Genomic DNA, 14,166 nt, shown 5'->3' on the forward strand with positions numbered 1-14,166 from the left:
GTGCCCCAACGTTGCCTGTTCCGCAGGCGACGTTGACTGCGTCTTGATCCCGGAAATACCAAGATCGGAGCTGCCATGAACGTATCGCAGCACGAGTGTGATGCGCGTCATGAAATTCGAGTCACCCAACACAGCACCTCCGCTGCCGCAGCGTCGGCTCGGCTGAGGTCCGCTGAAAGGACCCGGCATGACAGCGCCCCATCTTGCCATCGCCGGATTGCCGCCCGAGTTCGTCGAGATGCACGGCGGTGGGCTGTACTGGGTCGTCGCGGCCGGAAGCGCGCCGGCCGACCTGGTTGGCGCAGGTGTGCTGGGTTCGGCCAGCGACGTGCAGGACGCCGTGCTGGCGACGCTGGGGCGCGGCGCCGATGCGATGCTGGCCGAGCTGCCGCCGGGGGAGGGGCCGGCGCGGTTGCGTCTGTTCCGTTCCTCGGCCGCTGCCATGCAGCGGACCCTGCGCGGTCTGGCGGTTGATCTTCCCCGCGCGGCCACCGCCGCGACCCGCCTGTGCATGGTGCAGTTTCCGCTGGCGGCGCTGGAAGGCTGGAGCGATGCCCGGCTGGCGGCATGGAACCGGCAGCTGCAAGCCTGGGCGGAGCAGGCCGGCACGGTGCTGCTGCTGCTTTGCCACGGTGAAGTGGCCACCCTGGCGCCGCGCCTGCTGGCCTTGAACCGGACCTGTTCCGGCGTCGCCCAGCTGCATCCGCACCGCGGTGCGCTGCAGCTGCTGCTGCATTACTGGGCCAACGCCCATGGTGTGGTGGCCCGCCGTGCCTTCGCGATCGAAGCGGCAGAAGGCGGGTTGCGCCGCGTGCCAGAAGAGGCGGACAGCGTGCTCTCTGCGGTCGAGGCCAGCGGCGGCGATCGTGATCTGTACCTGGCCGAGGCCGACGTGCTGGAAGGCGCTCCGCCGCTGTCGCCCGCCTGGCGGCTCCACGATGGCTGGGCGGACCTGCTGCCTTCGGCGCTGCAGGCGCGCGAGGCCACCGTGGTGCTGGCGATCCGCAGCAACGACCAGGTGGACACACTGGCACGCCTGCTGCATCGGCTGCGCCGCGAGCGCGGCGACCTGCTGAAGCTGGTGGTGCGCGAGGTGCAACCGTGCCTGCGCTACGCCGACGAGCGCCTGCTGCTGCAGTGCGGCGGCAACATGGTGGTGCCGGCGGCGACTCCGCTGCCGCGGCTGCTGACGCTGCTGGAGACGGTGCAGCGGCAGCGTTGGCAGGGGCAGCTGGCGGCCGACCCCGAACCGTTGATCCGTGCCCACCGGCCACCGGAAGTGAATGGAATCGTGGCGGCCGACCGCTTCCGGCAGATCGTCGGCGAACGCATCGATCAGGACGGCAGCGCGGTGGAAAGCGCCGTGCTGGCGCTGCAGCCGGTGGCCGGGCTGCGCGCGGAACAGACCCTGCAGCAGTTGAACATCCGCAGGCAGGGGGATGTGGCCTGCGTGTACCGCGGCCAGGTCCGCCTGTTCCTGTTCGGCTGCCGCCGCGATGCGGTCGAACAGGCGCTCTCCAACCTGTACCGGCTGCCCTGGCGCGAGCTGTTCGATGGCTACCAGCGCCTGGCCGAGTACGACATCGCAGCGATGAATGCCCGCGGCAGCGACTCCGAATCCGAGACGCTGCCCGCCCCTGCCGTTCCGTTGCCGCAACCCGCGGCCCCGGTCAACGAGGTCGCATTCAACGCCCCCATCCCGTTCCGGTTGGGAGATTCCGCATGACCACCGACCAGCAGCTGTGGACGCTGATCGCGGCCTGTGCGCTGGTGATGATTCCGTTCGGCGTGATGCTGGGCGCGCTGTGGCGCGCGATGCGTCGCCGCGCAGCGTCCTGGCTGCCCCCACGGCACCTGCGGCGGGCGGGCGTGCGGGTGCGCGATGCGCGGAGGCCGCAATGAGCGCACAGCTGACGCCCGCATCGCGGTTCGTGTGGTCGGACCTGCGCGGCTGGAACCTGTATTTCCTGTCCAAGGTGGTGCTGGCCTGGATGGGCGCGCTGGACCTGAAGATCCTGCCCAACCTGTTGTTCCTGGCCGCCCTGCTGGTGCCACTGCCGTGGCGATGGGCACGCATCACACGCACGGTCGTCGCCGTGCCGGTGGCCGTGGTGCTCTACTACCAGGACACCTGGTGGCCGCCCTTCCAGCGTCTTCTCGCACAGCCGGGCGTGCTCGATTTCTCCGCCGACTACTGGCTGGAGCTGGCGCAGCGCTTCATCAACTGGCAGATGGTCGCGGTGCTGGTGCTGCTGGTGGTTGCCTACCTGCTGCTGAAACCGTGGCTGCGCATCACGACGCTGAGCGTGCTGGGCATGCTGGGCATGGCGGTGGTGGCACTGCCATTGCCGGCGGGCCTGAACTGGGGAACGTCGCAGGCCACCGCAGCGACCGGCGGTGCTGACGCCGCTGCCGGCGCTGCCGGTGCACTTGCGCCGGCCAGCAACGAGACACTCAATGCCTGGCTGGCGGCCTTCTACCAGCAGCAGTCGGGCCTGAAGACGGTGTTCCCGGCGCCGGCCAGCGCTGCGCCGTTCGACGTCATCATCCTCAACATCTGTTCGCTGGCATGGAGTGATCTGGACGAAGTCGGCATGCGCCAGAACACGCTGCTGGACCACATGGACCTGATCTTCGACGATTTCAACTCGGCCACCGCCTACAGCGGACCGGCGGCGATCCGCCTGCTGCGCGCCAGCTGCGGACAGACCTCGCACACCGCATTGTTCGACCCGGTGCCAGCCGAATGCCAGTTGTTCTCCAACCTGCAGCGCCTGGGTTTCCAGAGCGAGCTGGCGATGAACCACGATGGGCACTTCGACAACTTCATCGGCGAACTGAGCCAGTACGGTGGGTTGCAGGCACGGCCGATGGACATCAGCGCGTTTCCCCGGGCGCTGGTCGCGTTCGACAAGTCGCCGCTGCGCCGCGATGGTGACGTGCTGAACGCCTGGTGGAAGCAGCGCCAGGCCGAACAGGCGCAGCAGGTCGCGCTGTTCTACAACACGATCTCCCTGCACGACGGCAACCGCATCGTCGGCGCCGACGGTCGTGCCAACGCGGCTGACTACAAGGCCCGCGCGCAGATGGTGCTGGGTGACATGGCAGGCTTCGTCGAGGCGGTGGAGCGCAGTGGCCGTCGCGCCATGATCGTCGTGGTGCCCGAGCATGGCGCGGCGCTGCATGGCGACCGCATGCAGATTCCCGGCATGCGGGAGATTCCGAGCCCTTCGATCACCCATGTGCCGGTCGGCATCAAGCTGGTCGGGATGGGCACGCCGGCCAGCGGAGGGCCGCGTCATGTGCCCGAGCCCAGCAGCTATCTGGCCCTCTCCGAACTGGTGTCGCGGGTGTATGCGCTGAACGCGCAGTCGCCGCCGGGAGCGCGCGACTGGGACAGCCTGCTGCAGGGGCTGCCACGTACGCCCTCGGTGTCGGAGAACGAAGGCGCCAAGGTCATCGATTACGGTGGCAAGCCCTGGCTGCAGCTGCAGGGAAGCAAGGCCTGGAACCCGTACCCGGAGGACAAACGCTGATGGCCGACATCCTGGCCGTTGCCAGTACGCTTTCGGTGGAGGAGGACGACATCGATCTACTGCGTCGCAGCCTGGGCATGCCCGGGTTGCCCTACGTGGACTTCTCGGCGCAGAACGAACGTGCCCGGGCACTGGCACGCTGGCCGTTGCTGGCCGAGCTGGAGCGGCAGCCATGAGCGTACTGCTGTCCCTGCAGGGCGTGCACGGCGGCACAGGCGTCACCACGGTGCTGGCCGCACTGGGACAGGCGCTGCATGCGCAGGGCCAGCGCGTGCTGCTGGTCGAGTGCAGTCCGGATCAGATGCTGGGCCTGCATGTCGGGTTGGCCGCACGGGAGGCCGATGGCTGGGCGCGGGCGATGCTGGACGGCCGCGATTGGCGTGATGCGGCCTTCGCCTGCGCGCCGGGCCTGGCGGTGCTGCCGTACGGCCGTGTCAGCGCGGCCGAAGCCCTGCAGATCGAGCAGGCGCTGAGTCTGGCACCCGACACCTGGAATGATCGCGTGCCAGTGCTGTCGGCGCAGTTCGACTGGCTGCTGTTCGACCTGCCGCAGCGGCTGCCGGCACACGCGGCGGCGGTCAACCGATATGCGCGCTGTACGCTGCCGTTGCGCTTGGCGTGCGTCGATCCGGCAAGCCACGTCTTCCTGCAGCGGCAGCACGACGATCCGCGCCGTCTGCTGGCCAACCGGTATGACCCGGCGGTTCCGGTGCAGCGCGATCTGATGCAGCTGTGGCTGCATGCGCACGCGTCGATGCTGGTGCCTCAGCCTCTGCATGAAGATGCGCGGGTGCCGGCCGCGTTGGCCAGCAAGCAGCCGCTGGGGCAGCATGCGGCCGATGCGCTGGCGGCTGCCGACGTCGCCGGCCTGGCATTGTGGTGCCTGGCCGAGGCGGCGCGGCGGCAGGATCGGGAGAGCGGGCGATGAAGGGCGCACGCATCCACTATCTGCACTGGAACCGGCTGCGTGAGCGCGTGTACGCCGCATGGCCACTGTGCGCGCTGCTGTGGTCGCTGCAGGCGCTGGGCTGGGCGCTGTTGAGGCTGGAAGGACCTGCGTGGCAGGCGCTGGCGCCGCGGCTGCGGCGTGCGTTCCCGCAGTTGCAGGGTGATCGCCGCTGGCGCCCCGGAGATCCACTGCGGCTGCTGATCCAGGCCGCATGGCTGTCGCTGGTGCGGCTGGTTCCGCATACCTCGCTGCGCCGCCAGCGCCTGGCCCAGGCCCGGCGCCAGCGCATCGCCGAGCTGCGCGGAGCGGCAGGACGCGGTCGCCTGCGCTACCTGCGGGCGATGCGTGATGCACCTGCCGATGTCGGCAACAGTCGCCTCGCGGCGTGGCTCGCACAGCGCCTGGAGCACCTGCCACCGCGCGCGCGGCACGCGCTGACCGCCATCACCGGCCTGGCTACGCTGGCTCTGGCCGCGCTGTGCATTACCCAGCCCTTCAGCTACCTGGCGCAGTTCGTGTTCGTGCTGCTGCTATGGGTCATCGCGCTGCTGGTACGGCGCATGCCCGGCCGCTATGCGACGCTGGTACTGGTGGTGCTGTCGATCACCGTGTCCTGCCGCTATCTCTGGTGGCGCTATACCGCCACCCTGAACTGGAGCAGCACCTTCGACCTGGTCTGCGGCCTGGTGCTGCTGGTGGCCGAGACGTATTCCTGGCTGGTGCTGATGCTGGGCTACGTACAGGTTGCCTGGCCGCTGCGGCGGCGTCCGGCACCCTTGCCGGCCGACATCCGGCAGTGGCCCACGGTGGATGTGCTGATTCCCACCTACAACGAAGACCTGTCACTGGTGCGGCATACCGTCCATGCCGCCATGGGGCTGGACTGGCCGGCCGACAGACTGCGCATCCACCTGCTCGATGACGGCAAGCGCGAGGCGTTCCGTGCCTTCGCCGAGCAGACCGGCGTCAACTACATCACCCGCAGCGACAACCGGCACGCCAAGGCCGGCAACCTCAACCACGCCCTGACCCTGATCGACGGTGAGCTGGTGGCGATCTTCGACAGCGATCACCTCCCGGTGCGCTCGTTCCTGCAGATCACCTGTGGTTGGTTCCTGCGCGATCCGAAGCTGGCACTGGTGCAGACCCCGCACCATTTCTTCTCGGCCGATCCCTTCGAGCGCAACCTGCAGGTGTTCCGCAGTGATCCCAACGAGGGCGAGCTGTTCTACGGGCTGGTGCAGGACGGCAACGACCTGTGGAATGCCGCGTTCTTCTGTGGTTCCTGCGCGGTGCTGCGGCGTGAGGCCATCGATGCCATCGGCGGCTTCGCCACCGAGACCGTCACCGAGGATGCGCATACCGCCCTGCGCCTGCATCGCCAGGGCTGGAACTCGGCCTACCTTCGCATTCCGCAGGCGGCCGGCCTGGCCACCGACAGCCTGGGCGCGCATGTCAACCAGCGCATCCGCTGGGCGCGCGGCATGGTGCAGATCTTCCGCATCGACAATCCGCTGCTTGGCAAGGGCCTGAGCCTGTTCCAGCGCTTCTGCTACGCCAACGCGATGCTGCACTTTCTCGCGGGCATCCCGCGGCTGGTGTTCCTCACCGCGCCGCTGGCCTTCCTCCTGCTGCATGTCTACATCATCTACGCCCCCGCGCTGGCGATCCTGCTGTTTGTCGTTCCACACATGGCCCACGCCAGCCTGACCAACGCGCGCATCCAGGGCCGGTACCGCCGCCCGTTCTGGGGTGAGGTCTATGAAACCGTGCTGGCCTGGTACATCGCGCGGCCGACCACCGTGGCCCTGTTCAGTCCCGGCCGCGGCAAGTTCAATGTCACCGACAAGGGCGGCACGCAGGCGGGTGACCGCTTCGACTGGCGGGTGGCGCGCCCCTACCTGGTACTGGCGCTGCTGAACGTGCTGGGGCTGTGCTTCGCCGTGTGGCGTTTCATCGAGGGGCCTGCCGATGAGCGCGGCACGGTGGTCGTGAGTTCGTTGTGGGTGCTGTACAACCTGCTGATCATCGGCGGCGCGCTGGCGGTGGCGGCGGAGGTACAGCAGGTGCGGCGCACCCACCGGGTCACCACGCGCCTGCCGATGGCGCTGCAGATACCCGATGGGCGTCGACTGCGGGGCGTGCTGCAGGACTATTCCAACGATGGCGTCGGCCTGGAGTTGGGACTGGATCCGCAACTGGCCGAAGGCACGCGCGTACACCTGCTGCTCGGGCGTGGCCGGCGCGAGTTCGCCTTCCCGGCGCGGGTACAGCGCAGCGTCGGCCATCGCCTCGGCCTGCTGCTGCAGTTCGACAACGAGCGCCAGCGCGTGGAGTTCGCGCAATGCACATTCGCCCGCGCCGATGCGTGGCTGGACTGGCATGCCGGTTACCAGCCCAAGAGCCTGCCACGCAGCCTGTGGAGCGTGCTGGTGCTGGGCTGGAAAGGCTATCGGCGGATGGGCGACTTCACGCCGTTCGATCTCGACCGCCCCGTGCACTGGAGCGGTCGCCTGCTGCGCTGGCTGGCCAGTTTCGCACCACAACGTCCGCTTCCCTCCCACCCGGCTGACCCAGCCGCTGACCCAGGGCTTCGTCCATGAGCATCCCGACCTCTCTGCGCTGGCTGCTGCTGCCGTTGCTGGTACTGCCAGTGGTGTCCGGCAATGGCGCTCCAGCACCCGTGCCGGCGCCTGCCACCGGTTCAACGCCGGATGCCCCGGCCGCGCAGGTTGCGGTACCGACCCCGACCACAGCGGCATCGGTGCCCGCGCCGCGCGGCGAACCGGCCTTGCCCGATACCTGGGCCGGCAGCGCTTGGCCCTGGCAACGGCACAGCACCTTCGCACAGCTTGGCCGCCGCCAGGACACGCTGCTGTCCGGCGTCCGCAACAGCACCACGTTCGAATTCCAGGTGCGCCGCGATCGCCTCGCGCGCGAAGCGGAACTGGATCTGAGCTTCACACCCTCGCCGTCGCTGTTGCCGACGCTGTCGCACCTGCGGGTCTATCTGAATGACGCGATGATGGGCGTGGTACCGATCAGCAACGACCAGCTGGGGCGCCCCGTGCAGGCCAAGCTGCCGCTGGACGCGCGCCTGATCGCTGATTTCAACCAGGTTCGCCTGGAATTCGTCGGCCATTACACCGATATCTGCGAAGAACCCACGCACAGTTCGCTGTGGGTCAACCTCTCCAGCAACAGCACGCTGAGGCTGGGCGGCCAGCCGCTGGACATGCAGGATGATCTGGCCAATTTCCCTCTGCCCTTCTTCGATCCGCGCGACACCGCGCGGCTGGAACTGCCGGTGGTGTTTGCAGCGGCGCCCACGCTGGCGCAGCAGCGGGCTGCGGCGGTCATGGCGTCCTATTTCGGCAGCCTGGCGGGATGGTGGCGGCAGGCCCGTTTTCCGGTGAGCTTCGGCACGCTGCCCGAGCAGGGCCACGCGGTGGTGCTGGCGGTGAATGGCCGCTTCCCGCCGGTGATCGCCAACCACGCGCCTGTGCAGGGGCCGGTGATCGAGCTGATGGCCCTGCCCGAGGATCCGCAGCGCAAGCTGCTGCTGGTGCTGGGCCGCAACGACGATGACCTGCAGAAGGCCGTTTCGGCGATGGCGGCCGGCAATGTCCTGTTCCGCGGCCGCCAGGTCGCGATCGACGAAATGAAGCCGTTGGCGCCACGCAGGCCGTACGACGCGCCGAACTGGGTGCGTACCGATCGCGCGGTGCGCCTGGCCGAGCTGCTGGACTATCCGCAGCAGCTGCATGCCAACGGGGTATCGCCGCAGCCGATCACGGTCAATCTCAACCTGCCACCGGACCTCTTCATCTGGCGCAACCAGGGCATTCCACTGAACCTGCGTTACCGCTACACGCCGCCGTTTGGCAGTGATGAGTCGCGGCTGGGCGTGGCGATCAACGACCAGTTCATTTCAAGCTTCCCGCTGGTGCGCCGCACCGGCAAGCAGGGTGTGGCGGAAATCCGCCTGCCTGTGCTCGCTGGCGATGCCGGCGCCGACGATGGCCGCCTGTTGATTCCGGCGCTGAAGCTGGGTGACCGCAACCAGCTGCGGTTCGACTTCAACTTTGCCAGCGTGATGGGCAGTGCCCAGCGCGACCACTGCCAGACCGTGCTGCCGCCCAACCTGCAGGCGGCCATCGAGGAGGATTCGACCATCGACTTCTCCGGTTTCCATCACTACATGGGGTTGCCGGACCTGTCCGCGTTCGCGCTCAGCGGCTTCCCGTTCACACGCATGGCGGACCTGTCTGAAACCGTGGTGCTGGTGCCGCCGTCCGCCAGCGAGGCCCAGGTCAGCCTGCTGCTCAACCTGATCGGAGGCCTGGGCGTGCAGAGTGGGTACCCGGCCTACGGGTTGCGCCTGTCCGCGGACTGGAAACAGGCCAGTGCGCTGGATGCGGACCTGCTGGTCCTGGGCGCGTTGCCGGATGAGCTGCGCGGCAGCCAGCAGCTGTCACTGCTGATCGACGACCAACGCACGCGCCTGCTCAATGGCCAGTGGTCATCGCCGGAGCTGGCGGTGCAGCAGGCCCGTCGCGGCAGCCGCGCGGGCGATCCTGCGGTCACCCGCGTGGCGGTCACCGCACAGGCGCCCTTCGCGGCCATCGTCGGCCTGCAGTCGCCCCGCCATGCACAGCGCAGCATCGTCTCGCTGGCGGCCAGCCATCCGGCCGACTATCAGCTGCTCGATGATGCACTCAGCGACACCGGCAAGCGCGAAGCCATTGCGGGATCGGTGGCGATCCTGCGCAGTTCCGGCATCAACAGCCAGTTCGTGGGCGAACACTACTACGTGGGCGCGCTGCCGTGGTGGCTGCTGCTGTGGTACCACCTGGCCGATCATCCGGCATTGCTGGCCGTGCTGGCCACGCTGGTGGTGCTGATGGTCTCCTTCCTGCTCTGGCGTGCACTGCGCTGGGTCGCCGCGCGGCGCCTGGATGCGGGCAAGGAATGAGCCGGACCTCGCCGCCGCTGCTGATGGCGTCTCGGCTGGTGCTGCTGGGTCTGGCCGGGACCGGCGCATGCGCGGCACAGGCGCTGCCGCAAATGCCCGGCGGCACTGCGGCCGAGCAGCGGCAGTGGTTGTTGCAGCAGGTACGCATCGGCGAGGCGACCGGGCGCCAGAGTCTGATCGAAGATGCGTTGGCCCGGCTGCGCATGCTGGCACCGGATGATCGTGGCACCCTGCTGGCGATCCTGGAGGTGCAGTTGTCGCAGCAGAAGGTGGAGGATGCGACCGCGACGCTGCAACGATTGCGGCAGGTCGGTGCGGGCAGTCGCGAACTCGCTGCGGGTGATCGCCTCTGGCAGGCCTACCAGGGCGATCTGCAGCAGGAGCTGCAGCAGGCACGCCTGTTCGCAGCCGGTGGCCGCAGTGCCGATGCGCTGGCGATCTACCGCCGCCTGTTCAATGACGCGCCTCCGGGGTTGCAGCTGGGGCTGGAGTACTGGCGTCTGCGTGGCGCGCAGGCGGATGGCCGCGCGCTGGCGATCCGGGAGCTGACCGCATTGGACCAGGCGTATCCAGGCAACACCGGGCTGCTGCAGACGCTGTCGCAGCTGCTGTTCGCGGCCGGTCGTGACGATGAAGCGCTCGACGCGCTGCGGCGCATGGGCCGCAACCCCGACGCCCGCGGGCTGGCTGCCGATGCCGAGTGGGCGTACCTGCAGGACCAGCCCGCCGATGAGCGCGGCGTGCGTCGCCTGCAGGCGTTCATCACCCGCAATCCCACCTTCAATGACATCGCCCTGGTGCGCGAGCGCTATGCCGAGCAGCACAGGCAGGTCAGTGATCCGGCCTGGCGCGCGGGTCTGCGTGGCCAGCAACTGCTTGAACGCGGGCGCGATGCCGAGGCCGAACGTGCCTTCCAGCAGGCGTTGCGGGCCTATCCGCGCGAAGCCGCCTTCCTGGGCGGATTGGGCATGGCGCAGATGCGGCAGGGCCGTCGTGCGTCGGCGATCAGCCTGTTCGAACGCGCGATCCAGGCCACGCCCGTCGGCGAGAGCAGCGACAAATGGCGCGACCTCATTGCCAGTACGCGCTACTGGCTGCTGCTGGACCAGGCCGATGCCGCACTCGGTGCCGGTCGGCTGGACGAGGCGGATGCGTTGTACGCGCAGGCGCGGCGGCAGCAGCCACGCGAGGTCAACGCACGGCTGGGGCAGGTGGATGTTGCCGTGGCCCGTGGCGACGACGCCTCGGCCGAACGCCAGCTGCAGGCCGCGAGGCGGATGGCGCCGAACGATGCCAACGTGATCCGCAGGTTGGTGCAGCTGTATGGGAGGACCGATCCGCAGCGTCTGGAGACCTTCATCGATGCGTTGCCGGCCGCGCAGCGCCGGTTGTACGCCGAGGATCTGCGTCAGCTGCGGATCAGTCGCCTGCGCGAACGACGTGAGCAGGCCTTGGCGGCCGGCGATGCGGAGGCCGCCCTTGCGCTCGGGCATGAGCTGCGCGTGGAGCTGCCCGCCGATGCGTGGCTCGCCCGTGCCCTGGCCGTTGAGCTGCAGGCCGCGGGTCGGCCTGCCGAGGCCGATGCGGTGGTCGCGGACATGGTGGCGCGCAATGACAGCGCTGAAGCACGCTACGCGCAGGCGTTGTATCTGTCCGGCACCGATCGCCTGCCGCAGGCACTGGCAGTGCTGGACGCGGTGCCGCTGGCGGAATGGGATGACGATATCCGCGCACTGTCCGCACGGCTGCGCCGGCAGCAGCTCATCGATCATCTCTGGTCGCTGCGTGCGCAGGGACGCGAGCCGGAAGCCATCGCTCTGTTGCAACAGCAACCGGCCAGTGCCGAGAACAACCTGCTGCTGGCCGACTGGGCGCGCCTGCGCGGCGACCACCCGCAGGCCCTGCAGTATTACCAGCGGGTACTTGCGGAGCAGCCGGACAACGTCGATGCACAGCTTGGCCAGGTGCAGGCCTGGATCGGTGCCGGCGATCTGGACAACGCGCGGCGGCAGATGCGGCTGTCGCCCCCGGTGGTCGCCGAAGATGCGCTCGGCCAGCAGCGCCAGCTGGCCGGCATCTGGACCGACCTGCACGAGGACGCCAAGGCATTGGCGATCCTGCGCGCGCTGCTGGCCCGCAGGGACGGTCCGGATCCACAGTCCTGGCGCGACGCAGCGCGACTGGTGCGCCGCGAGGATCCGCAGCAGGCGCTGGACATGTACGCGCAGGCGATGGCCGACAACGGCCTGCTGGCCGCAACGCAGGCACAGCCGCGCGACAACCGCGCGCTGACCCTGGCCAGCCGCGAGACCGCGGGGGACGACTGGCTGCGGCGCAGCCTGCGCAGCGACGTGGAAACGCTGTACCAGCAGGAAAATCCCACGCTGACGGTGATGCAGGATACCGGTCGTCGCAGCGACGGAACGCCCGGCATTTCCCGCCTCGGGCGCGACACCCGCATCGCGCATCTGGATGCGCCGTTTGCAGGCGGGCTCGGCTGGGCGCGCATCGAACAGGTGCACTTCGACGCAGGGCGGTTCCGCACCGGCGCCGACGGCACTTACGACGAGGATTTCGGCAGCTGCGACCTGTCGCTGCTGCGTGCCGACGGCTCCCGGCTGCAGGCCCCGGGATGTACCCGCTTCGTGCATCAGCGGCGCAGTTCCGGCGCAGGTTTCGCGGCCGGCTGGCGCACGCTGGACGATCGCTGGAATGTCGACCTTGGCCATACGCCGTCCCACTATGTGATCGGCAACTGGCTGGGAGGCATCACCGCCAATGGCGATCTGGGCCGTCTCGGCTGGGGGGCGACGCTGTCGCGGCGGCCGATGACCAACTCCCTGCTGTCACAGGCCGGTGCCCGTGATCCTCGCAGCGGAATTGCCTGGGGTGGGGTGACCGCCAATGGCATCACCTTCAGCCTGGGCTTCGATGAGGGCGGACGCAATGGTGTCTGGTCGAACTGGAGCTGGCACCGGTTGACCGGTCACAACGTCGCGGACAACACGCGTGCGCGTGCGATGGTCGGCTGGTACCACAAGCTGATCCAGCGTACGGACATGCGCCTGGACGTCGGCACCACGGCCATGTACTGGCGTTACCAGAAGGATCTGGGCGGCTACTCGCTGGGCCAGGGCGGCTACTACAGCCCGCAGCGCTATGCCTCGTTGAGCCTGCCGGCCAGCTTTGCCTGGCGCAATGATCTGTGGTCGCTGCGGGTGGATGGGTCGGTCAGTGTTTCCAGCGCGCGTACGGCGTCGATCAGCCGCTTCCCGGACCAGGCGCTGATCGAGCGCGTGGTGGCACAGCTGGAGCCGCAGTACGGTGCTCTCGCGCTGGACGAGGCTGGCCTGTACACCGGCGACAGCCGCAGCACCGGCACCGGCTATCGGCTCTACGCGGCCGTGGAGCGGCGGCTGGGCGATCACATCGTCCTGGGTGCGGCGGGAACCCTGCAGCGCAGCCGTGACTTCTCGCCGAACACATTCCAGCTCTATCTGCGCTATACCTTCAAGCCCTGGCAGGGCAACCTGCCGCTGCCCGTGTCGCCGCTGGTGCCTTATGGCGAGTTCCGCTGATCCGCAACGCCGCCGACTGCTGCAGGCGACGGCCGCCTTGCCGTTGCTGGCCATGGGCGCAGGGCGTGCGCTCGCAGCGCCGCGCTGGCCGGCCTGGCAGGTGCTGCTGGACAGCAGCCTCAGCAACGACGGACGCATGATCGATCGCAGCCAGGACGACCAGCGCAGTACGTCGGAAGGGCAGTCGTATGCGTTGTTCTTCGCGCTGGTCGACAACGATCAGGCGCTGTTTGATCGCGTTCTGGGCTGGACCCAGGACAACCTGGCCGGGGGCGATATGCGGCAGCGGTTGCCGGCCTGGCTGTGGGGCCGCGATGACAAGGGCGGCTGGCGCGTACTGGACGACAATCCGGCGTCCGATTCCGATCTGTGGCTGGCCTACGCCCTGCTCGAAGCGGGGCGGCTCTGGCACCGTCCTGCGTTGCAGGCCATCGCCGGGGGCATGCTGGGGCAGGTGCGGGAAAGGGAAGTCGTGCAGCTGCCCGGTCTCGGCCCGATGCTGCTGCCGGCACCGCAGGGATTCGTCGAAGGCGATGCGACCCGGGTCAATCCCAGCTATCTGCCGCTGCCGCTGCTGCGGCGCTTTGCCGCGGCCGATCGCAGTGGGCCCTGGGCGGAACTGGCGGACAACGCGACCACGCTGCTGGAGCAGACCAGCCCGCATGGCTATGCACCGGACTGGGCGGCGTGGCAGCAGGGGCGCTTCGTGGTCGATCCGGTGAACGGAGCGGTGGGCGGCTACGATGCGATCCGCTGCTACACGTGGGCAGGCATGACGGCCCCGCGCGATCCGTTGTTCCGGCGGCAGCTGGCGGCGTTGTCCGGTCCGCTGCAGCGCCTGCGCAGCGGTGCGGCACTCTGGGAAAAGGTCGATACCCGCAGCGGGCAGGGGCAGGGCGAAGGCAACTATGGTTTCCGCGCGGCTGTACTGCCCTGTGTGCTGGCACAGCGCGAGCAGGGGCTGGCGAAGTCGCTGCTGGCCAGCCTGCCCAGCCCGGAACAGCAGCGTGCCGAGGCACCGGCCTACTATTCGCAGATGCTGGCCCTGTTCGGCCGGGGCTGGGCCGAGGGCCGCTGGCGTTTCGGCGTGGATGGCCAGCTGCGACCGGCATGGCGATGAGTACACCA

Annotated in this window: 9 protein-coding genes; all 9 read left to right on the top strand. The window is 68.8% G+C overall.

The annotated features are described in order from the left end of the window. The first annotated feature begins 187 nt into the window (after positions 1 to 187). From ACVOJ1_RS01760 to bcsZ, 9 genes are read left to right on the top strand one after another with little or no spacing between them, the layout of a single operon-like run. Positions 188 to 1,726, top strand: a complete 1,539-nt coding sequence (locus ACVOJ1_RS01760) for a BcsE family c-di-GMP-binding protein (RefSeq protein ID WP_065175833.1) — start codon at positions 188 to 190, stop codon at positions 1,724 to 1,726. Then, positions 1,723 to 1,902: a cellulose biosynthesis protein BcsF gene (gene bcsF, locus ACVOJ1_RS01765; protein ID WP_065175832.1), complete on the top strand. Its 180-nt coding sequence runs from the start codon at positions 1,723 to 1,725 to the stop codon at positions 1,900 to 1,902. The genes ACVOJ1_RS01760 and bcsF overlap by 4 nt, the downstream gene beginning before the upstream one ends. Further along, on the top strand, positions 1,899 to 3,536 hold the full coding sequence (gene bcsG / locus ACVOJ1_RS01770; RefSeq protein ID WP_346479919.1) for a cellulose biosynthesis protein BcsG: 1,638 nt from the start codon (positions 1,899 to 1,901) through the stop codon (positions 3,534 to 3,536). The genes bcsF and bcsG overlap by 4 nt, the downstream gene beginning before the upstream one ends. Continuing rightward, positions 3,536 to 3,712: a cellulose biosynthesis protein BcsR gene (gene bcsR, locus ACVOJ1_RS01775; RefSeq protein ID WP_080375313.1), complete on the top strand. Its 177-nt coding sequence runs from the start codon at positions 3,536 to 3,538 to the stop codon at positions 3,710 to 3,712. Before bcsG ends, bcsR begins: the two co-directional genes overlap by 1 nt. Continuing rightward, positions 3,709 to 4,464: a cellulose biosynthesis protein BcsQ gene (bcsQ, locus tag ACVOJ1_RS01780; RefSeq protein WP_053518884.1), complete on the top strand. Its 756-nt coding sequence runs from the start codon at positions 3,709 to 3,711 to the stop codon at positions 4,462 to 4,464. The genes bcsR and bcsQ overlap by 4 nt, the downstream gene beginning before the upstream one ends. Further along, positions 4,461 to 7,088, top strand: coding sequence for a UDP-forming cellulose synthase catalytic subunit (bcsA, locus tag ACVOJ1_RS01785; protein ID WP_262217913.1), 2,628 nt, complete (start codon positions 4,461 to 4,463; stop codon positions 7,086 to 7,088). The genes bcsQ and bcsA overlap by 4 nt, the downstream gene beginning before the upstream one ends. Continuing rightward, complete coding sequence (bcsB, locus tag ACVOJ1_RS01790) at positions 7,085 to 9,460, top strand: cellulose biosynthesis cyclic di-GMP-binding regulatory protein BcsB (RefSeq protein ID WP_080375314.1); 2,376 nt, start codon at positions 7,085 to 7,087, stop codon at positions 9,458 to 9,460. Before bcsA ends, bcsB begins: the two co-directional genes overlap by 4 nt. Further along, positions 9,457 to 13,038, top strand: coding sequence for a cellulose synthase complex outer membrane protein BcsC (bcsC, locus tag ACVOJ1_RS01795; RefSeq protein ID WP_346479920.1), 3,582 nt, complete (start codon positions 9,457 to 9,459; stop codon positions 13,036 to 13,038). Before bcsB ends, bcsC begins: the two co-directional genes overlap by 4 nt. Further along, on the top strand, positions 13,022 to 14,158 hold the full coding sequence (bcsZ, locus tag ACVOJ1_RS01800; RefSeq protein WP_346479921.1) for a cellulose synthase complex periplasmic endoglucanase BcsZ: 1,137 nt from the start codon (positions 13,022 to 13,024) through the stop codon (positions 14,156 to 14,158). Before bcsC ends, bcsZ begins: the two co-directional genes overlap by 17 nt. Positions 14,159 to 14,166: the final 8 nt, after the last annotated feature.

Source organism: Stenotrophomonas sp. STEN225 (assembly GCF_056756445.1).

Bases quoted from the DNA above. Each gene is read 5' to 3' on its own strand.
- ACVOJ1_RS01760 (WP_065175833.1), top strand. From the start codon at position 188: ATGACAGCGCCCCATCTTGCCATCGCCGGATTGCCGCCCGAGTTCGTC.
- bcsF (WP_065175832.1), top strand. From the start codon at position 1,723: ATGACCACCGACCAGCAGCTGTGGACGCTGATCGCGGCCTGTGCGCTG.
- bcsG (WP_346479919.1), top strand. From the start codon at position 1,899: ATGAGCGCACAGCTGACGCCCGCATCGCGGTTCGTGTGGTCGGACCTG.
- bcsR (WP_080375313.1), top strand. From the start codon at position 3,536: ATGGCCGACATCCTGGCCGTTGCCAGTACGCTTTCGGTGGAGGAGGAC.
- bcsQ (WP_053518884.1), top strand. From the start codon at position 3,709: ATGAGCGTACTGCTGTCCCTGCAGGGCGTGCACGGCGGCACAGGCGTC.
- bcsA (WP_262217913.1), top strand. From the start codon at position 4,461: ATGAAGGGCGCACGCATCCACTATCTGCACTGGAACCGGCTGCGTGAG.
- bcsB (WP_080375314.1), top strand. From the start codon at position 7,085: ATGAGCATCCCGACCTCTCTGCGCTGGCTGCTGCTGCCGTTGCTGGTA.
- bcsC (WP_346479920.1), top strand. From the start codon at position 9,457: ATGAGCCGGACCTCGCCGCCGCTGCTGATGGCGTCTCGGCTGGTGCTG.
- bcsZ (WP_346479921.1), top strand. From the start codon at position 13,022: ATGGCGAGTTCCGCTGATCCGCAACGCCGCCGACTGCTGCAGGCGACG.